Below are 20597 nucleotides of genomic sequence, written 5' to 3' on the forward strand. Positions count from 1 at the left end.
CGTAAGCAGAGAACCGGCCTCACGCGTACGTGGGGCCGGTTCTCGTTTCGAGCGCTCGGGTCAGGGCATCGCGCGAGCGCGACGCTTGGCGATGAGCATCACGATCAGGCGCCAGCCCAAAAGGAAAAGTGCCAGTGTGATGGTCGCGACAATGATGAACGGCACCGCGGCGGTGTCGCCACTGAGCACACGAATGCCGAGGCCGCCAGCCGCGGTGACCAGCCAAATGATGAGGCCGGTGGGGGCCAGGGCGGTGGGCTTCTGAAACACGAACGACGCTGCCCACGCAATGACAAGCGCGGTGACGAAGGGCCACGCCGTCATGACCAGGCCAGGGCCGAACGCCTCGGTCTCGTGCGATGCTCGTCCCAAAGCCGCGAATGCGATCACTAAGACCAGGTCGGCGATAAACGAGAGAACGATCGTGCGAGCGGCGGGGCGAGAAGATGTGGTCACCTCTCCATTGTCTCAAGTGCAGCACTATCGCGGCGCGAATAAAGGTTCCCGTCCACGTGAATGCACAACAGGCTCCATTCACGGAAAAATCCAAAATTCCCCGACGAAATCGCGACGCTGTTCGGTTTCTCTACAAAACGATGCTCTGACGTCGGTGCCTGCCTGTAGGCTCGGTCTTGATTGAACCTTGGGGGGTTCAACGACACACATCGTGCAGTCCCGAAGCTGCGTGGTATCGCTGTTTCGTTACCCTCGGGCGACGTCGACGGCGTCGTCACAGCACCAATGGGAGAGGTGTGCATGAGTATGGGGGACCTTCGTACCGAAGGGCGCTCGGCATTCGATGATCTGTATGCCATGGCAGAGGTCATGTTGTGGGGTGGTAACGCCGCTGGGGGTAGCGACGATATTCAGATCTGGCGCGGTCGTCGCATGACGCTATACCGCTACAGCGGTGGCGGATTCAGTTTTCGCCGTGAGAACGATCACCTATCGGATGAGTTCGCAACGAACCTATCCTTCGGCTTTCTGCATCGAGGCGAACTGACCGCCACATCTGATGGGCAGACACTCGTTCATCGCCCGGGACAAGTGGCGACGTTTCGGATGGATCGGCCGATCGATTCGCGCACTCAGCCGGGAACAGTGCTCACGGTGGCGCATCTGCCATTCCGCTTCCTGGAGTCGCGCGGCGTGGATACCCGCCAGCTCAACGGGCAGGGATGGGAAGCAGGTGTTCTTTGCGACACCGCGATGAGCATGGCTGACAGGATCTTCAATGTTGCCACTGACGACGAAGCATTCGTGCTGGAAGCCGGCATCGTTGAACTCGTCGTCGGAATTTTGGCGGCTCACGATTCCGATCTGCTCGTTGATGACGTCACCGAAAAGACCCGCGCACGGGCCATGCAACTCATCGACGAAAACTACACAGACGTCGAGCTTGACGCTGATCGCATCGCGGCCGCGCTCGGTGCCTCTCGCCGTTATCTGTACGGGCTGTTTGAAGGGCGAGGGCCCTCGATCGCCACGCTTATTCGCGACCGTCGCGCGGCGCACGCTGAGCAGTTGCTGATTAACGAGCCGACGTTTTCGATTCGCCGGATCGCGCACCTTTCCGGCTTCGGTAGCGAGGACCGCCTCCTGCGGACGTTCAAACAGCTGACAGGCGAATCGCCCTCCGCCTACCGTCGCCGCATCGCCACCGGGGGGCGTGTTCCGGTTTCGTCATAAAAGCGTGATCGCTGACTCTCAATGTGGCACAACGAGAGTCGGGAGGTATGCTCAGAGAACTGCGGCTTCACCGGCGATGCCTTGGCATGACGCGTTTCGCGCCTTTCGACCCCGGGCGGCGTGCGCGCAGAAGCCGTTTGCGAGTGAGCGATCCTCTGCTTGCATTGAGGCCGCGGGCCGCTCCGGAACTCCTGGAGCCCCTCCCCAAAATACGCAAGCACGCAAGTGATTGCACAGAGTTGGATTGCAGTTTCTATGACGCCTGTACACGATCGCATTGTCTCGATCTACGACGAAGTCGTGGCGCGAAACCCCGGCGAAGCAGAGTTTCACCAAGCCGTCCGCGAAGTCTTCGAAAGCCTCGCTCCTGTTATTCAGAAGCGCCCGGAGTACACCGAAGCCGCAATTTTGCAGCGGGTGTGCGAACCGGAACGTCAAATCATTTTCCGTGTGCCGTGGACGGACGACAATAACCGCGTTCAGTTGAACCGCGGTTTCCGCGTTGAGTTCAACTCCGCCCTCGGCCCGTACAAGGGCGGACTGCGATTCCACCCCTCGGTGTACCTCGGCATCATTAAATTCCTCGGCTTCGAGCAGATCTTTAAGAACGCACTCACCGGCATGCCCATCGGCGGCGGCAAGGGTGGTTCCGACTTCGACCCGAAGGGCCGTAGCGACCACGAGATTATGCGTTTCTGCCAGTCGTTCATGACGGAGCTGTACCGCCACATCGGCGAGTACACCGATGTTCCTGCAGGTGACATCGGTGTGGGTGGCCGCGAAATTGGCTACATGTTTGGCCAGTACAAGCGCATTACCAACCGCTACGAATCGGGCGTGCTGACCGGCAAGGGCATCGGCTGGGGCGGATCGCTCGTGCGCACCGAGGCGACCGGCTACGGAGCCGTCTACTTTGTTCGCGAAATGCTGAAGGCCTCGAACGACTCCTTCGAAGGCAAGCGCGTCGTCATCTCTGGATCCGGAAACGTCGCGATCTACGCGGTGGAGAAGGTGCACCAGCTGGGCGGCAAGGTTGTCGCAATGAGCGACTCGTCTGGCTATATCGTCGACGAGAACGGCATCGACGTTGCTCTCGTGAAGGAGATCAAGGAGGTGCGTCGCGGACGCATCTCCGAATACGTCGCTGAACGCGAAGCAACGTTCGTCGAAAAGGGTTCGATCTGGGATGTCGCGTGCGACATCGCGTTGCCGTGTGCAACCCAAAATGAGCTTGACGAGAAGGCCGCCATCACGCTCGTGAAGAACGGCTGCATCATCGTCGCCGAGGGCGCCAACATGCCGTGCACCCCGGAAGCCACGCGCGTTTTTGTTGAAGACCCGAACCTGCGTTTTGCGCCAGGCAAGGCCGTCAACGCGGGTGGCGTTGCGACCAGCGCGCTGGAAATGCAGCAAAACGCTTCGCGTGACTCGTGGAGCTTCGAATACACCGACCAGCGTCTTGCCGCCATCATGGAAGACATTCACGACAGCTGCCTGGAGACCGCCGACGAGTACGGCGCACCCGGGAGCTACACCACTGGCGCGAACATTGCCGGCTTCCTTCGGGTCGCCGATGCGATGACCGCGATGGGTGTCGTCTAAGACACAGGCGAATGCGGCACGAGAGGCACACTCTCGTGCCGCATTACTGTTTCCACTTACTTTTCGTACCGCTGCCTATAGCGGCTAAAAAGGGCCCGGGTGTGTGCCGGAACTTCTGGTTCCGACTCTGAACTGCGCGACAGAATCATCCGGTTCCGTCACCCGGCCTGGCCTACAGGATGACGGTGGAGCGGCCGTGCACGATGACGCGGTCTTCTGCGTGCCAGCGCACGGCGCGCGCGAGAACGAGTCGCTCAACGTCTTGACCGCGGCGCTGCAGCTCGACGGCCGATTCTGCGTGCGTGACGCGGGTGACGTCTTGCTCGATGATGGGTCCCTCATCAAGGTCGGCGGTCGCGTAGTGCGCGGTGGCACCAATCAGCTTCACGCCGCGTTCCTTCGCGCGCGCGTACGGGTTGGCGCCGATGAACGCAGGCAGGAACGAGTGGTGAATGTTGATGACGGGGGCGCCGATTTTCGTGATGAAGTCGTCCGTCAGAATCTGCATGTAGCGCGCGAGCACGACGAGGTCGACCTTGCCGACGAGAAGCTCGAGCTGCTTGGCCTCCATCGCGGCCTTGTCGCTGGAGGGGATGTGTACGAACGGCACACCGAAGTTGGCCACCGACTGCTCAAGGGCGGTGTGGTTGGACACGACGCAGGTGATGTCGATGTCGAGATCACCACGCTGCGTACGCCACAGCAGGTCAAGCAGGCAGTGGTCGTACTGGGAGACGAAGATCGCGACCCGTTTGCGTTGGGTCGCGTCGTGCAGCGACCACTCCATGCCGAAATCGGCCGCGAGCTTGGCGATCAGCGCTTCGATTTCTGCGCGACGGGCTGCGAAACCGTCAATGTGGAATACCGTCCGCTGGAAGAACTTGCCACCCTCTGCGTCGGTGGAGTGCTGGTCGAGAGAGATGATATTCGCCCCCACCCGCGCCATCAGCCCCGCAACGGCGGCGACGATCCCTGGCTGGTCGTCACAAGTGATCAGCAGGCGGGCGGTATCGGTCAAGTCAGTCATCGTGCTCCATTCTCCGCTCAATTCTTCCCTCTCTCACCCTCTTCCGACGAATCCGTGCCCGGTGTGTGACCGCGTAGCCTGGAGTGGTGACTGCAGCTCTTGGTTCCGTCGACCCCGTTTCGTTCTTCGCTGAGGTCCGCTCACAGTTGCACGATCTTCCGACCGAGCTGCTCGGTGAGTATCGGGCAGCGAAACGCATGCTCGGAATTCCGCGTGCCGCGCGCATTGTGGCGGTCGGCGAAGCGTGGCACCTCGGCGCTCTGCTTGTGACGGCCGACGCTGTCCTGGCGACGGGCGATGTGGCGCGGTCGTCGGAACCATCGCGCAAGGGATACACCGCGCTGTCGGCGCGTGAGCGGGATGAGTTGCGCTTCGCGGCCTACCGCGGCGGCGTGCCGGAGGGGCGTGCCGTGCACTACAACTGGACGCCGATTGACTTCTCGGCGCTGGCAGGTGGCGGAACCTCGGGACCGTTGGCCGTGCAGGATGGAAAGTTGATGATTCGTTGGTCAGCGGCGGGTGGGTATGCGCCGCTGGACGGTTATGTTCGCGAACGGATCGAGCTCGCGCGCGGGATTGTGTAATGTCCCACGACTGACGGTGTGCGGCGTGCGGTGTTAGGCGTGCGGTGTGCGTAACGCGTTGTGGAGTGCTGCGGCTAGTCGCGCGATGACTGTGCGGTGCGGCCGCGCACAATTCCGACAAAGTTCTGCACATCGTCCGAGTCGTTTGCACGATCCCACGCCAGCCCCACCGTGGTGGGTTTTGCCCCCGTGATGGGCCGGAAGGTGACGTCTTTACGGCGGTGTGCGCGTGCGATGGACATCGGAACAATCACAATGCCGACTCCGGTCGCCACCGTTGCGATGGCGTCTTCGGTTGTCGCTGGCGCGTCAAAACGCGGCTCGATCGTGCCGGCGATGGGTCCCAAATGCACCGCGTCGTCGAGCGGAACAATGATGACTTCACCGGCGAGATCGTCGACGGTGATTTCGGGTACGGACTCGAGCGCGCTGTCAATGCTGACCACAGCGCCGACAACCTCTTCGTACAGGGTGATCACGTGGAGGTCGTCATGGGAGAAGGGCTCGCGCGCGATCGCCATGTCAATGTCGCCCGCAAGCAACGCTGCGCGCGGGTCGGTGGCGTCGATGTCGACGAGCTCGAGGTCAATCTCGGGGTAGCGGTCACGCCAGATGGAGATCCATTTTCCCGGGGTTGCGCCGGCAACCACGCCGAGGCGGAACGGCTCCGTGCGGGGAGCAGGTGGGGCCACATCAAACACGATCGGCGAATTGCGGGCGTTCTTACCCGCACCGCTCTTGCCCGCGCCGTTCTTGGTTCCGCCGCTCTTGGTTCCGCTCTTCGCGGCGTTCTTTCCGGCGTTGCCCTTCGGTGCGGATCCCTTCGACGCGCGGCCCTTGCCTGACGCCCCTCTCGGGTGCGACGATGGCCGCTTTCCGGACTTTCCCGCCGGCCCACGTCGCGCAGAACTCATTCCCCCAGCGTATCCCGCCCAGGTTTCATCGCGCGACGGCGACCTTACACATACCCGCGCCCGCGACGCATTCCCGGCCCGCACGAATAGCGTTCCCGCACGAGCAAATTCTCTGTTCTGCACGATCAAACAGCCTCCCGCGCGAGCATTTTCTCTGTTCTGCACGATCGAGCGGTTCGCAACGGCGCGAACGGCGGCGTGTCGTCGTGGTTGGTCAATTTGGTCGTGCACAACAGGAAAGATGCGTGCGCAACCGGAAGGGTTAGGGAACAACAGAAAGGCTCGGGAACAACGGAAAGGTTCGGGAACAACAGGGAGGGTGCGTGCAGAACGGTGTCGTGGGAGGGCCGTCGCGTTCTATTGAGCCGCGCGCGTTGCGCCGTGCGCTGCGCGCCGAGGGGGCGGAACCATGCCTTGAGACATAAAACCCCGAGCACCTCGCGGGGTGCTCGGGGTTGAGTATGTGGTGGTTTAGGCGGCGAGCCAGAGGCCCTTGCGGTCGGTGGCGATACGCATGCCGGGGTGGACTATTTCGTCGTCACCGATGCGGGCTCCACGAGCAATGCTCGCGCCCTCACCGACCGTCGTGCGAACGCCGATGCGAGCACCCTGCCCGATGACGGCGCCGTGTCCGATATGCGCGTGCGCATCAATGACGGCGCCGGGGCCGACCTGTGCGTCTCGTTCAATCCAGGCTCCGCGTGCGATGTGCGCACCGGCGGCGACGTGTGCGTGCGGCTCGATATAAGCGCCCGCCTCAACGATGGCGTCGGCGTCTACCTTCGCGCCGTGCGCGATGAGTCCGCGTCCGTTGGCGTGCTTGCGGTATCGAAGGGTCTGACCCTTGTCATCCTCGATATCGATGTAGTTTTTTCCCACGTTTTCCTCCAAGAGAAGGGTTCACGAGATGTAACCCGCATGCGGGTGAATTCATTCCGTCTTCAGCAACCTTTCAGGCTGCTGTGGCGAGCGATGATTGCCGCTCGTCACAAAGGGCTGATCGGCCTCAGGATTCGATGTTGCGAATCAGAATGCGCCAGCGTTCCGGACCCTCATTGAGGTACGTGGCGTTGAATTTGTCGGCGTGACGCTCTTTCAATTGGGTGAGCAGCGGAACCGGGTCGTGCGTCGCCGAAATCACCATGGCGAACCCGGGCCGCAGCGATTCCAGTGCACCGAAAATCGCGGCGTGCCGAATGGCATGCGGGATCGTCTGCACATCAAGCTCGGGCAGTTCTTCGTCGTGACCGCCGCACGCGCACCCACCGCTTGGCGCGGTTCCGAGTGCCGCCTCGCGACTGCCGTGGATCTCAATATTCGCCATCGTGATTCCTCCCGCTGTTGTTGGCGTCTCTGATCGGTAGCGTCACCGACTAGAGAGACGCGCACCTATTTTAGTACAATAAGTACCGTGAATAATATGGTGGGTGACTCATCCCCTTCGTTTTCGCAGGATTCTCGGCTCCGCCAGTCGCGCGAGCGCGTGCTGCGCGCGATTGAGGCGCACGGGCCCATCTCGATTCGTGACCTTGCCGCCGCGACCGCGCTGCATGAAAACACCGTGCGCGGCCACCTGGAACGCCTGCACGTTGAGGGGCTCATCCGCCGCTCAACCAAGCCCGTGACCGGCCGGGGGCGCCCCGCGATCGAATGGTCTGCGGTGCGCGTGGAAGACCGCGAGCCGTATGCGGGTCTCGCCGTGATGCTGGCCGATGCGCTGGCTCGGGCGATGACAGCACCGGGCGGAACCTCGCAGCACGTGCGCCAAATAACGCACGACGCGGGGGTGGCCTGGGGTGAGCGGCTCGCCGCCGATGCCGAGGCGATCGCTGCCGGAGCCACGGCGGAGGGCGATGATGACGCCGCCGCTCGTCGTGTTGTGCGCCACGTCATGCAAGCACAGGGATTCGCACCAACCGAGCCGCTCGACACGGAACCGCCCGCCACGCGCGATGCCCTGATTGAGCTCCACGCGTGTCCGCTGCTGGCTGCAGCCGAAGGACACAACCGCGTCGTCTGCGACGCCCACGCCGCGATGGTCGAAGGAATCGTGCGTTCACGGGGTGCTCGCCTCGACGTTGAGCTCCTCCCGTTCACCGCGCCGGGCACGTGCTCGCTGCTGTTGCGGACATCGGCATGAAAGCACGGCCGTGGCGCCTGGCCTGGATGGTGCCTGCAGCCTTCGCCCTCATCGTGGGTCTGAACGCTGGCATCCTGCTGCTTGGTCTTCCCGCGCCGCTGACCATGGCCCGGCTCGCCGACGTGCACGGCATGTTGCTCGCGATCGGCTTCGTGGCCACCCTCGTTTCCCTTGAGCGGGCCACGGCGCTCGGCCGCTGGTACGGTTTCATCGCGCCCGGCCTGCTCGGCCTCGGCGGCGTTCTCCTGCTCGTCGATGCCCTGCCGATCACGGTAGGCAAAGCCGTTATGGTCGCGGGACTGGCCGCGTTCACGCTGGTCTATGTGCCGCTGTGGCGTCGTCAATACGATGCGGCCCTGCTCACCCAATTGCTCGCCGCTGGGCTTGCCACGGCTGGCGCCATTCTGTGGCTTGGGGATGCCTCGATGCCGCAGGTGATCGGATGGCTTATTGCGTTTTTGGTGCTGACGATCGCCGCCGAGCGGGTGGAACTTGCGCGCATCACGATGGGCGCGGGGGCCGGAACCAGGCTGATGATTCACGCATGGGCGGTGACGGCGGCGCTTGTGATTGGGGTCGCGCTGCCCCAGGCTGGTGCCATCGCGCTGGGTGCGGTGCTGGTGTCGTTGACCTGGTGGCTTCTTCAGCACGATGTCGCCAGGCACACCATTAAGGCCACGGGCGTCACCCGGTACATGGCCGCCTGCATTTTGGCGGGTTATGTGTGGCTGGCCGTTGCCGGCGTCACCCTACTGATCACGGGAGACCCGGCCCGCAGCACCGAGACATATGACGCCGTCGTGCACGCCGTGCTGGTGGGATACACATTCTCGATGATCATGGCGCACGCGACGACGATTCTGCCTGCCGTGCTCTCCATTCGCCTTCCCTACCGGGCGGCTTTTTGGGTTCCGGTCGCTCTACTGCACCTCTCCCTGATCGTGCGCATTTGGGGCGGCGATGCGATGGGCTGGCCGGTGGCAAGACAGTGGGGTGGCGTGCTCGGCGCGATCGCGCTGCTACTGTTTTTCGCAACGGCGATCACGAGCGCGATCCTGGCGCGCGCGACTGATCGGAGCGCATCGTGAGTCTGCTCACAACGCGTGGCCCCGGCCCCGGCGACGCACCGGGGCGCGGCTTTCGTGTCATGCGTGACATTCCCACCGTGGTGTGGATCGTGCTGGCGATTGTGGCCGCACTGACACACCGATACATCCCGATGCCGCGGTGGCTCCTGATCCACCTGTTTTTGCTGGGGGCCGCCACCCACGCGATCTTGGTGTGGAGCCAGTACTTCTCGTACGCGCTTCTGCGCACCCGAGCGACCGTGCTCGAGCGTCGCCGGGAAGACATTCGCCTCATACTCGCCAATGGCGGCGCCGCCCTCGTGCTTTTCGGGGTGCCGCTCCAGCTCACCCCCGTGGTTATCGTCGGTGCACTCGCCCTCATCGGCGCGGTGGCGTGGCATGCGGGCATCCTCGTGCGGCGCGTGCGCGCGAGCCTGCCCGGACGATTCGGCGGCACCGTTCGCTATTACATTTTCGGTGCAGCACTGCTCGCGCTCGGCGCCACGGTGGGCGTGCTTGTCGTGCTCGGCGTCGGCGGGGGAGACCCCGGCATCGGCCTCGCGCACGCGATCATCAACGTGTTGGGTTGGGTCGGCTTCGCCGTCGCTGGCACCGTCGTGACGCTGTGGCCGACGGTGCTGCGCACGAAGGCAGCCGAGGGTGCGGCCCGGGGTGCGACGCGGGCACTTCCCCTTCTCCTGATCGGCGTTGTCGTCGCCGCTATCGGCGCGAGTCTCACTTCGGTGACGGTGGCCGGAACCATCATGCTGGCGGCGGGTGGCGCCAGCTACCTGGCAGGGATCATCGTGATCGCCGTGTCCCTCGTTTGGGCCGCCCGTCAAGCGCCACCCACGAGTTTTGCCGCGATGTCGATGGGGGCCGCAATCGTGTGGTGGGCCGGCGCGCTCGCGGCCGTCATCATCGGCATGATCGTCGCGCTGGCTCACGGCGACGTCACCACCGCCGCCCACCGGGTGGTGCACGGTGCGGTGCCGTATTTGGCGGCAGGCTTTGTCGTGCAAGTGTTGCTCGGCGCGTTGAGCTATTTGATTCCGGTGGTGCTCGGTGGTGGACCACGGGCGGTCAAGGCAGGCAACGAACAGTTTGACCGGTACGCAGCCGCCCGCGTTGCGATCGTGAACGCATCGCTTCTTGTTTACGTGTTGCCGGTGTCGAGCCTCACGCTCGTCGTCGTATCGATTCTCTATCTCGTCGCGGCCGCCGCTTTCGTGCCGATCATGTTCGCCGCAATGCGGGCGCAGCGGCGGGCGAAAGCGGAACCAGGAACTGCGCCGCGCGCTCCCCGTGCGGAACCTGATGACTCGGCCACCGCCCGCATTGAGTCAGGCAAGCGCGCGGGGCAGGGGGTCGCGGGGCTCCTCGCGGTCGTGCTTGCCGTCGCGGTCTGCGCCGCGATCTCGCCTGTTCCCATCGCGTCACCGCCCAGTGGTGCGGCGGCGAACGCCCAACCCGATGCCCCGGTGCAGACGGTTCAGGTCTCAGCAGCTGACATGCGATTCAGTCCGGCCAGTGTTGAAGTGCCGGTGGGTACGCGGCTTATCGTCGAACTTACGAACACCGACGACGTGCAGGTTCATGACCTCGTCTTTGCTAATGGCGTCACCAGTTCACGTCTCGCTCCCGGCGAGTCAAAGACCATTGATGTCGGCATCATCACCGCTGACGTTGACGGCTGGTGCTCGATCGTCGGGCACCGCCAAATGGGCATGACCTTCACCGTGATTGCCACCGGCGCTCCCGCTGCTGACGACGCGCCCGCACCTCACCACCCGGCCGATGGTTCCGCCACGCCCACGGTCGATCTGATGCAACCGTTCAGCGACGAATTCACGCCCTACCCCGCCGCGCTGTCACCGTTGCCGCAGGCAGCAGGGCCGGTGACGCACCAGCAGACGCTCGTGGTGCGCGATACCGAGGTTGAGGTGGCGCCGGGTGTGACGCAGACACTGTGGACATTCGCCGATACCGCGCCTGGGCCGACGCTGCACGGCCGGGTGGGTGACACGTTCGAGATCACGCTGAAAAACGATGCGTCACTTGGTCACTCGATTGATTTTCATGCCGGGGCGCTCGCGCCCAACGAGCCCATGCGCACGATCGCGCCTGGTGAAGAGCTCACCTACACGTTTACGGCGACGAAAGCCGGAATCTGGATGTACCACTGCTCCACGATGCCGATGACCGCACATCTGGCCAACGGCATGTATGGCGCGGTCGTCATCGAGCCTGACGACCTGCCCGCTGTGGATCGCAGTTATGTGCTCGTGCAGTCCGAGTACTACCTGGGTATTGGGGAGGCCGGAACCTTCACTGGCGGTTCGGTCGACGTTGACAAGATTGCAGCGGGTACGCCCGACATCGTCACGTTTAACGGGGCTGCGGCACAGTACGACGCCTACCCGTTGCCCGCCCGCGTTGGTGAACGGGTGCGGGTATGGGTGCTGGATGCCGGCATTGAACGCGCGACAAGTTTTCACGTCATCGGCGGGCAGTTCGACTCGGTGTGGTTTGAGGGTGCCTACTTGCTGAACCAGTCGGCGTCGACCGGATCGCAAGCACTCGCGCTCGCCCCGGCGCAGGGCGGGTTTGTCGAGCTGGAGTTTAGCGAGGCGGGCAGCTATCCGTTTGTGTCGCACTACATGGTTGATGCGGAACGCGGCGCCCACGGGCTGTTCGAGGTGACCGACTAGCCGCCTGGTTCCGACCTCGCCCTTTTTTGGGCCGCTATTGCTGGCACCGCGGACACCAGAACACGTTGCGCAGCTTGGTGGGGTCGGCACCGAGCTGGTCGGCGCGTAGCGGCGTGGAACAGCGGCGACAGCGCTCGCGCTCGCGGCCGAAGACCCAGGTGGCGCGGCCGGGGCGGGCGTCTCCCGTGAAGACGCGGCCGCGTCGGGTGAGGTTCGCGCGTATCATCCGCTCGCCTATTGTCATCAGACGAAACGCTTCGTCCATGGTGACGGCGCGGTGTGGGTCGATGCCCGCGACAAACAGCATCTCATTCACATATTCGTTGCCGAAGCCGGCGACGTTGCGCTGGTCTAAAAGCGCGACGTGCGCGGGGCGTTCATCGGCGGCAACGGCGGCTGCGGCTGCAGCGGCGTCCCAATCTGTGGCGAGCGGGTCAGAGCCCAGGTGCCCGACGAGTTCGTGCTCGCGCTCGCGGGGCACGACGGTGACGCCAGACAGGTCGAAGCCAACCGTTTGCACGGCGTCGGAACCCACCACAGCCCGCACCTGAAAAGCGGGCCGACGCCAGGTGGTTCCGCGTTTATAGATGTGCCATGACCCCTCCATGCGCAAGTGACTGTGCAGGGTGTAGTCGCCGATGTGGTGCAGGATGTGCTTGCCGCGCGGAACCACGTCGGTGACGGTGAGGCCGGTGAGATCTACGGTGGCGGAGCCGGGAACGCGCAGGTCGAACTCGGTAATCGTCGCGCCCATCAGCACTTGCGCGAGGTGGTTCGCGGTGCGGTAGACGGTGTCGCCCTCAGGCACCGGGGCCCACCTTGCGGAACGTGAGGCCCTTTGTCGACTCGACAAAGCCGGCGTCGCGCAGGGCGCGGCCGATGGGCGAGGTGTAGACAAACTCGCCGTTGACCTGCTCGATCGTCAGCGTCTCGAGCTTTCGGGCTCGCGACGTTTGGGCGAGGTTTGCGGTGGCGGCGCGGAGCACGTCCTCATCCGTTGTGAACGCGAGGGCTGTGCGGCCGCCGCGTTCCAGATACAGGACGAGCTCGCCGTCGACGAGTGTGACGAGGCCGCCCGCTTTACGCCCGGGACGGTGCTTAACGCCGTCGAGGGCAGGCCAGCTGAGTGCCGCGCCGTACGCGTTGGCCGGGTCGGTTGCGGCCAGGGTGATCGCGGTCAGCGGTGGCGGATCGTTGAGCTGCGAAAACTGGCGTAGGCGATCAATGGTCGTGCTGGTTGCGAACTGGGCGGCACCCAGCTTCTCGATGAAATAACCGCGTCGGCAGTGACCGGCCGTTTCAAACGTGGCGAGGGTGCGGTACACCTGCGCGAAGCCGCCAGGAATCTGCTCGCTCTGCACCGGGCCACGCGTGACAACACCGTAGCGATCCAGCAGCAGAGAGGCGGTCGCGGCCACTCGCTGCGCATTCTCCTCACTCGCCTCCGGCAGCAGCGACCAGCGGCCGCCGAGGGCCGGCGGTCGGGGCGGCGTTGGCAGGCTGGTGCGGGTGGCGGAACCACGGTACAAGCGGGCGCGCGGGGTTTTGCGGGTGACGCGGTGCGCTTGTTTGCCCCCGCCCGTCAGGGTGCGAAGCGGCGCGAACGTGTCGTTCGTGATGCGGCCCGCCCACACCAGCTCCCACAGCGCATCGATCACGGACTGCTCGTTCTCGGCGTCAGAGAGTTGTCGTAGCTGTGCGGCAAAGTAGGCGCCGCCCGCACTCAAAATGTTGATGAGACGTTGACCGAGACTGCCCTCGGCGACCTCACCCAGGGGTGGCGTCAACGTCAACGGCGCGGAATCAGCAAGATGCAGGCTGACCCAGCCATCGCGGCCCGGAAGGGCGCCAACCCCCGCCCACAGCACTTCGCCTGTCGCAGTCAGTTCGTCAAGCATGGCAGGTGTGTAGTCGTGCACGCGTGACGGCAGAATCAGCGACTCCCATGCGCTTGCCGGAATCGGCACACCAGCGAGCTGGTCGATCGCGGCGACGACACCGTCGATGCCTTCCAGGGGCCGTGTGAGGTGCTGCCAATCAGGCAAGAACCGTGCGTACGCCTCGGGGGCGACCGGTTCTACGGCGCCACGGAGGGCGGCGAGGGACCGCAAACGCAGTCGACGAAGCACCTCGGTGTCGCACCACTCGGCTTCGTCGCCGCGGCCCTCGGGGAGAAAGAATCCGCTCTGCATACGCCCGGCCGATTCCAGTCGTTGCAGGGTGTGCCGCACGATGGCGACACCGAGCCCCAGCCAGGTGCCGATGCGCTCGACGGCAAACGGACCGTGCGTGCGTGCGAAGCGGGTGACCAGATCGCCGAGTGGGTCGGCGAGGGGCTCCAAGAAGGCGACGGGAACGCCGACGGGCAGTGCAACGCCCAGAGCATCACGCAGGCGGCCGGCATCTTCAATCGCGGCGAAACGCTGCTCGCCAGCAATTGTCACGACGATCGCCCGGCGGGCATCGACCAGGGCGTTCGCGAGCGCGGCTGCTTCAGCGTCGGTTGCATGCCCGGGGTCGTGCGGGGGTGCGCTGGCGTCGTCGCTGTCGGGGGTCTGCGGGGGAGCGGTGGTGTCTTCGGGCACCTGGGAACCCTGCAGTCGTAATGCGAGTTCCGGAGCGGTCATCGGCCCGAGAACGCGCAGCAAGTCGGCGACACCTTCGATGCCGCGGGCACGGCGGTCGGGGGTAAGACGCTGTTGCTCGGCCTCGAACTGGGTAATGACGTCGGGGTCGAGCAGCTGGCGCATTTCGACTTTGCCGAGCAACTCACCGAGCAACGTGGGGTCAACGCTGAGTGCGGCGGCACGGCGCTCGGCGAGGGGGGAATCGCCCTCATACATGAACTCGCCGACGTAACCGAACAACAGGTCTTTCGCGTATGGCGACGCCTGCGCGGGCTCAACCTCAATCAGACGAATCTGTCGTTCGGCAATCTGACGCGTGATTCGCAGCAGCGCAGGCAGATCGTAAACGTCTTGGAGAACTTCGCGAAGCGTCTCCAAAATGATGGGGAATGTCGGGTGATTGCGCGCCACCTCAAGTAACTGCGCCGACCGCTGCCGCTGTTGCCACAGTGGTGTGCGCTTGTGCGGATTGACGCGCGGCATGAGCAGAGCCCGCGCCGCACACTCACGGAACCGAGACGCAAAAAGTGCCGATCCGCCAACCTCTTCTGTTACGAGCTGCTCCAGCTCGTCGGCGTCAAACACGAACAGGTCGGCGCCAGGCGGCTCACTCACCGCATCGGGAACGCGCACGATAATGCCGTCGTCACCGGCTACGGCGGCGCCGTCGACGCCCAAGCGTTCGCGTATGCGGGATCCGATGGCGAGCGCCCACGGCGCGTGCACGGAACGGCCATAGGGTGAGTGCAAAATGAGGCGCCAGTCGCCGACATCATCTTTGCCGCGCTCAACGGTGAGGGTCTTGTCGGTGGGCAGAGTGCCGGTGGCTTCGCGCTGTTCGGTGAGGTGCGCAAGCAGATTGTCGCGGGCTTTCTCGTCGAGGCCCGCCTCCGCGAGTCGTGCCTCCGCCTTTTCACGCGGCGCCGCGATCAGCGCGCGACTCATGGCGCCGAGCGCTTCGCCGAGTTCGGCTGGTCGGCCAAGGCCATCACCGTGCCAGAACGGCAGGCGGCCCGGCTGGCCGAAGGCGGGCACAACGTTGACACGGTCGTGCGTGATCTCCACGATGCGCCATGAGGTTGTGCCGAGCGTAAACACGTCATTGACGCGTGATTCGTAAACCATCTCCTCATCGAGCTCGCCCACGCGGGCGCCGCGCGATTCGCCCGCCACAAAGACACCGAACAGGCCGCGGTCAGGAATCGTGCCGCCGCTTGTCACCGCGAGCCGTTGCGCTCCCGGGCGCCCGGTGATGGTTCCGAGGTCGCGATCCCACACCACGCGTGGCCGGAGCTCGGCAAACTCTTCGCTCGGATACTTGCCCGCGAGGAGGTCGAGCGTCGCCTCAAACGCGGAGCGTGGCAGGTTGCGAAACGGTGCCGATCGCTTGACCGTGTCGAACCAATCCTCGACGTGGAGCGACTCGAGTGCGGAGGCGGCGACCGTCTGCTGAGCGAGAATATCGAGCGGGTTCTGCGGAATCGCGATCGCCTCGATTTGGCCGTTCAGCATGCGCTCGGTGACGATCGCGGTGTGCAAAACATCGGCGCGATGCTTGGGAAAGAGTGCGGCGCGACTGATCTCACCCACCTGGTGGCCGGCGCGGCCCACACGCTGCAAACCGCTCGCGGCCGAGGGTGGTGCCTCAACCTGAATCACCAAATCGACGGCGCCCATGTCGATGCCGAGCTCGAGGCTTGACGTCGCGACCACGCAGCGCAGCAGGCCGCTCTTTAGTTCTTCTTCGACGAGCGAACGCTGTTCTTTGGAGACGGAACCATGGTGCGCCTTGGCGAGCACGGGTGCGACACCCGCGCTGAGGCCGGATTGCGCAATCATGTCGGGCATTTTCGGCTTCGTCGCCGACGAAGCCGCACGCCCGGCACTCTTGGTTCCGGTGTCTGCCGCGGGCTCTCCGAGATCGAGCGGTTGCCCGTCGATGCCGAGGCCCAAGCGCTCGGCGTAAATCTCATTGAGCCGGCCCGTGAGTCTTTCGGCCAGGCGGCGCGAGTTGGCAAACACGATCGTTGAGGTGTTTGCCACGATGCGGTCAACGATCGCCTCTTCGACATGCGGCCAGACCGACCCGGTGACTTCGGTGAGTACCGGGCCATCCGCGTCAAACCAATCGGCGCCGTCCGTCTCGGGAACGGGCGGATTCGTCATGTCATCGATCGGCACCACGACGCTGAGGTCGAAGGTTTTTGACGCCTTCGGAGCCACAATTTCGACAGGCGCCGACCCGCCGAGAAAGCGCGCGACCTCATCGATGGGGCGGACGGTGGCGGAAAGCCCGATGCGTTGCGCGGGTTTCTCCAAGAGGTTGTCAAGACGCTCGAGGCTCACGGCGAGGTGCGCGCCACGCTTGGTCGCGGCGACCGCGTGCACCTCATCGATGATGACGGTGTGCACGCCCTTGAGCGTGTCAGCGGCCCGGCTCGTGAGCATCAAGTACAGCGACTCGGGCGTCGTGATGAGAATGTCTGGTGGGTTGCGCACCATCTTGGTGCGCTCGTTGGAGGGGGTGTCGCCGGAACGCACGCCAACAGTGACGGCTGGCGGCTCGGTTCCGAGTCTCCGCGCCGCGTGCGAAATACCGATCAGCGGCGAGCGGAGGTTGCGCTCGACGTCAACGCCGAGTGCCTTGAGGGGCGAGATATAGAGCACGCTCGTGCGCTGTGGGCCCGGCGGGCGCGGCTCATGAAACACCCGGTCGATTGACCAGAGAAACGCCGACAGCGTCTTGCCGGAACCGGTGGGGGCCACCACGAGGGCGTTTTTGCCGCGTGAAATTGCCTCCCACGCGCCGGTCTGCGCCGTCGTGGGCTTCGTGAAGGCGCCCTGAAACCACTCGCGCGTCGCCGCACCGAATCGATTCAGAACATCACTCACCCCACCATTCTTATCCCTGCCTCCGACATTCGGGCCCGCTGGGTGGTTCCGGGAGCGAATTGGAACCACCCAGGCTGGTTGTAGCGGTCACGTTACCGAGGTGAGCGTGTCGGAGAGCTCGAGGGTAAGAGTGATTCCGAGGCGATCGAGGAACGCCTGATCATGGCTGACCACGAGGATCGCGCCGCGGTAGGCAGACAGGGCGCCGACGAGCTGGTCGACGGTGTCAATGTCGAGGTTGTTCGTCGGTTCGTCCAGAATCAGCAGTTGCGGTGCGGGCTCGGCGAGCAGGAGCGCGGCGAGCGCGACCCGAAAACGTTCCCCGCCGGAGAGCGTTGCCACCGGCCTGATCATCGCGTCGCCGCGAATGAGGAACCGCGCCAGGCGATTGCGAAGTTCGCGATCCGCGAGGTGGGGCGCGGCGGCGCGCACATTCTCCTCAGCCGAGCGTTCGTCGTCGAGACCATCATCGCTCTGCCTTAAGAAGCGCACCCTGTCAGTGTGGAGCTCTCCCGTGATGGCGGCGGTGAGCCCTTCCGCAGCCAACGCAGCTGATGGTTCCGACTGTTCTGGCTCGATGAGGCGATGCAGCAGCGTGGACTTTCCGGCGCCATTTCGTCCGGTGAGGGCGACGCGTTCCGGCCCGCGGATGATCCATTCCCGCTCCGCATCCCGAAGCGTTGCGATGCGACGGGCGGCCGAGACATCCGGATCTGGCAGGTCGATGCGGATCGAATCGTCATCGCGCAGACGACGCTCCGCGGTGTCGTGGGCGGCGCGTGCGGTGTTCTCCTTTTCGTGGGCATCGACGCGTAGTTTTCCTGCCGACACTTGCGCTTGCATGCGGCGGTTGTGGGCCACGATTGGCGGGAGGCGCTTGTTTCGCTCGGCTTTCGCGGCGGTGCGCTCGCGGCCGGCGAGCTTCGTTTCTGCCTCAATCCGCACGCGCTTTTCACGCTTCACGACGGCTTTCGCGGCGCGTTCCGCCGCCTGCGCTGCGTCCTGCTCCTGATCGAGCCACGCACGAAACGCGGAGTACGGCCCGCCGAAAACGGTGAGCTCGTTGTTGTACAGCTCCGCCGTTTCATCCATGAGTTCGAGCAGCGCGATGTCGTGACTGGTCACAATGAGGGTGCCGGGCCACGCCGAAATGAGCCGGTACAGCCGTTCGCGGGCGTGGTGGTCGAGGTTATTGGTGGGCTCATCGAGGAGCACGATATCGGCGCCAGCGAGCCGCAACCCGGAGATCGCCGCGAGCATGGTCTCGCCACCGGAGAGCGTGCCCACCGTGCGCTCCAACGCTTCCGGCGGCAGACCGATGTCAGCGAGCGCAGCGTGCGCGCGAGACTCGACGTCCCAATCATCACCGACGGTGTCGAAGTGCGCGGGATCAACGTCGCCGGCTTCGATCGCACGCACCGCGCGCAGTGCGCCGCCGATGCCGAGCAGTTCAGCGACCGGAAGATCAGCCGCGGCGGTAATCCGTTGCGGCAGCATCGCAATCGAGCCGTTAGCGCGTACGTGCCCGGTCGTTGGCGTGAGTTCTCCGGCCATCAGACGTAGCAACGTTGACTTGCCCGAACCATTACGCCCGACCAATCCGGTGCGGGCAGCGCTGAAGCTGCCGGAAACCGACGAGAGCGCAACCTGGCCGTCCGGCCAGGCAAAAGAGAGGTTGTCAATGACGACAGCGGGATTAAACATGGGGGCCTCCGTTTCAGCGGCGTGGCAACGACGCCGCGATTTCTGATGCGCAGGCACACCAAGCGCAAAGGCTGGCGACCGGCGCGGAATACGCTGCGCCGTCGCCAAGAGGCTCACCCAATCGGGGAGGCCAGTGTGACTCAGCTGCGGGGCGTGCGATGCACGCCGTCAAGCAGTGATGCCACAGAAGTGGTCGACGAATCAGCGCTTATGCGCGGGCGTCGATTCCAGTCACTTCATTCCAATGTTCTGCGAACAGGGCGGAGTTATCGTAACGCGCGACACGCCCGAAAAGCGAATTCCGGGCGTGTCGACGCTCGCGCGTTTGGTGGCTTCGCGCGACGACCGTAGCCGGATCGCAGGTTGAGTCCGCGGAGAGCGGCCGAGGAGTCCGCGGAGCGAGACCAAACGGGGGTCGGGCTAGCGCGACTCGTCGCGCAACGTCCCGAATCGCGGACGCTTCGGGCGGCACCGGAAGCTCGGCTGCATGACCCCGTTTTTCCAGTTATGCATGACCGGTTTCAGTTATGCATGAGTGGAACGCGTTCCAGGCCGGAAAACAGGTCGTTTCGCGGTGTTTCCGGGCGTTCGCTCATGCGTAACTGGCAAGGCTCATGCATAACTGGATTGCGGGCGCGAAACGGGGTGCCGAGATACCGGAGTTTCGCGTTTTGGCGCGACGGCCGTAACACGACCGCAGGTTGAGGCCGCGGAGAGATGCCAAGGAGTAACCGGACCGCAGGTTGAGCCTGCGGAGCGAGACCAAACGAGGGTCGGCCAAGGGCGGGAGCGGGACTCGGCCAAGGGCGGGAGCGGAGGGTCCGCTAATGGTGGGAGCGGGACGCTGCCGATGGCAATACGCCGTTATCAGTTAAGCGCCGCTGAGAACGGGCGAGGATTAGCGCGAGTCGTCTTGGGGTTGAGGGGACGACGAGCGCGCTGCCGAGTCAGCCGCTGGTCCCGGAACCTCGGTGGCGGGGTCAGCAAGATCGTCGAGGCGCTTGCGGAGAAAGACCGCGATGTCGAGCAATTCTTCCTGGGAGACGGCGTGGCCGAGCCCCGTGTAGACGCGGCCCGAGAGCTCAACAAGGGTGGGCAACGACGCGGTGGTGTGCTCGATGAGGTGCGGTGGAATGACCTGATCGTGGGTGCCGCGACCCCAGAAAACGGGCGGGCGGAGCACCGCGAGCTCGGCATCGGTGGGAAGTTCGCCCGCCGCTAGATATCCTGAAAGATTGATGGCGAAGTCGATGGACTGCGGGCGAAGCCGCAATGTGTGGAGCGCGATGGCGCCGCCCTGGGAGAAACCGAGGACGCCAACGTTGGCGAAGTTCTGGGTATCGAGCCAGGTCAGGAGCGCCTCAGCACCCGATGTGACGTGCTCGCCTGAACGGCCATCGAGCCCCTCGATTGGGTACCACGAGTATCCCGGTGCCGGCCAGGGCGGGGTGAGAGGAGCGCGCACAGCAACGTAGACGAACTCGTCGGGAAGGTGCGGAACCAGTCCGAATAGGTCACGCTCATCAGACCCGTAGCCGTGCAACAGCAGCACGACGGGGCGGCCGGCACGGGCAGACTCCGGGGCCGAGAACAGCACAGAATCGGGGTCGATAGCGGGAATATTCGACATGGCCACCATC

15 protein-coding genes are annotated in these 20597 nt (G+C 64.5%); 6 read left to right on the top strand and 9 right to left on the bottom strand.

From position 1 onward, the window contains the following. Window positions 1-60: 60 nt before the first annotated feature. Window positions 61-456, bottom strand: a complete 396-nt coding sequence (locus KTJ77_RS01285) for a DUF3054 domain-containing protein (protein ID WP_217336715.1) — start codon at window positions 454-456, stop codon at window positions 61-63. A 300-nt stretch (window positions 457-756) separates the two neighbouring features. Here KTJ77_RS01285 and KTJ77_RS01290 point away from each other — a divergent pair, with 300 nt between their 5' ends. Together KTJ77_RS01290 and gdhA are read left to right on the top strand one after the other, a co-directional pair. Then, window positions 757-1689, top strand: a complete 933-nt coding sequence (locus KTJ77_RS01290) for a helix-turn-helix domain-containing protein (RefSeq protein WP_217336716.1) — start codon at window positions 757-759, stop codon at window positions 1687-1689. 255 nt (window positions 1690-1944) lie between these two features. Continuing rightward, window positions 1945-3291: an NADP-specific glutamate dehydrogenase gene (gene gdhA / locus KTJ77_RS01295; RefSeq protein WP_217336717.1), complete on the top strand. Its 1347-nt coding sequence runs from the start codon at window positions 1945-1947 to the stop codon at window positions 3289-3291. A gap of 172 nt (window positions 3292-3463) precedes the next feature. Here gdhA and purU read toward each other — a convergent pair whose 3' ends face one another. Further along, window positions 3464-4318, bottom strand: a complete 855-nt coding sequence (gene purU, locus KTJ77_RS01300) for a formyltetrahydrofolate deformylase (RefSeq protein WP_217336718.1) — start codon at window positions 4316-4318, stop codon at window positions 3464-3466. 86 nt (window positions 4319-4404) lie between these two features. Between purU and KTJ77_RS01305 the strand changes: the two genes are divergently transcribed. Beyond that, entirely contained in the window at window positions 4405-4902 is a 498-nt protein-coding gene (locus KTJ77_RS01305) for a glutaminase (RefSeq protein ID WP_217336719.1), read from the top strand. A gap of 74 nt (window positions 4903-4976) precedes the next feature. Here KTJ77_RS01305 and KTJ77_RS01310 read toward each other — a convergent pair whose 3' ends face one another. The 3 genes from KTJ77_RS01310 to KTJ77_RS01320 form a co-directional block, all read right to left on the bottom strand. Next, complete coding sequence (locus KTJ77_RS01310) at window positions 4977-5816, bottom strand: LysR family substrate-binding domain-containing protein (protein ID WP_217336720.1); 840 nt, start codon at window positions 5814-5816, stop codon at window positions 4977-4979. Window positions 5817-6287: 471 nt separating this feature from the next. Then, window positions 6288-6695: a transferase gene (locus tag KTJ77_RS01315; RefSeq protein ID WP_217336721.1), complete on the bottom strand. Its 408-nt coding sequence runs from the start codon at window positions 6693-6695 to the stop codon at window positions 6288-6290. A gap of 127 nt (window positions 6696-6822) precedes the next feature. After that, complete coding sequence (locus KTJ77_RS01320) at window positions 6823-7140, bottom strand: DUF2249 domain-containing protein (protein WP_217336722.1); 318 nt, start codon at window positions 7138-7140, stop codon at window positions 6823-6825. 96 nt (window positions 7141-7236) lie between these two features. Between KTJ77_RS01320 and KTJ77_RS01325 the strand changes: the two genes are divergently transcribed. The 3 genes from KTJ77_RS01325 to KTJ77_RS01335 are packed head-to-tail and all read left to right on the top strand — an operon-like array spanning window position 7237 to window position 11734. Then, window positions 7237-7956, top strand: coding sequence for a metalloregulator ArsR/SmtB family transcription factor (locus KTJ77_RS01325; protein ID WP_254367470.1), 720 nt, complete (start codon window positions 7237-7239; stop codon window positions 7954-7956). Then, window positions 7953-9044, top strand: coding sequence for a hypothetical protein (locus KTJ77_RS01330; protein WP_217336724.1), 1092 nt, complete (start codon window positions 7953-7955; stop codon window positions 9042-9044). The genes KTJ77_RS01325 and KTJ77_RS01330 overlap by 4 nt, the downstream gene beginning before the upstream one ends. After that, window positions 9041-11734, top strand: coding sequence for a multicopper oxidase domain-containing protein (locus KTJ77_RS01335; protein WP_367948792.1), 2694 nt, complete (start codon window positions 9041-9043; stop codon window positions 11732-11734). Before KTJ77_RS01330 ends, KTJ77_RS01335 begins: the two co-directional genes overlap by 4 nt. Before the next feature lie 34 nt (window positions 11735-11768). Here the strand turns inward: KTJ77_RS01335 and KTJ77_RS01340 are convergent, their stop codons facing one another. The 4 genes from KTJ77_RS01340 to KTJ77_RS01355 form a co-directional block, all read right to left on the bottom strand. Next, window positions 11769-12542, bottom strand: a complete 774-nt coding sequence (locus tag KTJ77_RS01340; protein ID WP_217336725.1) for a DNA-formamidopyrimidine glycosylase family protein — start codon at window positions 12540-12542, stop codon at window positions 11769-11771. Then, window positions 12535-17253 (bottom strand): crosslink repair DNA glycosylase YcaQ family protein, encoded by a 4719-nt coding sequence (locus tag KTJ77_RS01345; protein ID WP_217336726.1) that lies wholly within the window; start codon window positions 17251-17253, stop codon window positions 12535-12537. Before KTJ77_RS01345 ends, KTJ77_RS01340 begins: the two co-directional genes overlap by 8 nt. A gap of 87 nt (window positions 17254-17340) precedes the next feature. Further along, complete coding sequence (locus KTJ77_RS01350; RefSeq protein WP_217336727.1) at window positions 17341-18957, bottom strand: ABC-F family ATP-binding cassette domain-containing protein; 1617 nt, start codon at window positions 18955-18957, stop codon at window positions 17341-17343. Between the two features lie 898 nt (window positions 18958-19855). Further along, entirely contained in the window at window positions 19856-20587 is a 732-nt protein-coding gene (locus tag KTJ77_RS01355) for an alpha/beta hydrolase (protein WP_217336728.1), read from the bottom strand. Between the last annotated feature and the right edge of the window lie 10 nt (window positions 20588-20597).

The sequence above is a fragment of the Microbacterium sp. NC79 genome (assembly GCF_019061125.1).
Lineage (GTDB): Bacteria > Actinomycetota > Actinomycetes > Actinomycetales > Microbacteriaceae > Microbacterium.

Bases quoted from the DNA above. Each gene is read 5' to 3' on its own strand.
- KTJ77_RS01325 (WP_254367470.1), top strand. From the start codon at position 7,237: ATGGTGGGTGACTCATCCCCTTCGTTTTCGCAGGATTCTCGGCTCCGC.
- purU (WP_217336718.1), bottom strand. From the start codon at position 4,318: ATGACTGACTTGACCGATACCGCCCGCCTGCTGATCACTTGTGACGAC.
- KTJ77_RS01355 (WP_217336728.1), bottom strand. From the start codon at position 20,587: ATGTCGAATATTCCCGCTATCGACCCCGATTCTGTGCTGTTCTCGGCC.
- KTJ77_RS01330 (WP_217336724.1), top strand. From the start codon at position 7,953: ATGAAAGCACGGCCGTGGCGCCTGGCCTGGATGGTGCCTGCAGCCTTC.
- KTJ77_RS01350 (WP_217336727.1), bottom strand. From the start codon at position 18,957: ATGTTTAATCCCGCTGTCGTCATTGACAACCTCTCTTTTGCCTGGCCG.
- KTJ77_RS01310 (WP_217336720.1), bottom strand. From the start codon at position 5,816: ATGAGTTCTGCGCGACGTGGGCCGGCGGGAAAGTCCGGAAAGCGGCCA.
- KTJ77_RS01290 (WP_217336716.1), top strand. From the start codon at position 757: ATGAGTATGGGGGACCTTCGTACCGAAGGGCGCTCGGCATTCGATGAT.
- gdhA (WP_217336717.1), top strand. From the start codon at position 1,945: ATGACGCCTGTACACGATCGCATTGTCTCGATCTACGACGAAGTCGTG.
- KTJ77_RS01320 (WP_217336722.1), bottom strand. From the start codon at position 7,140: ATGGCGAATATTGAGATCCACGGCAGTCGCGAGGCGGCACTCGGAACC.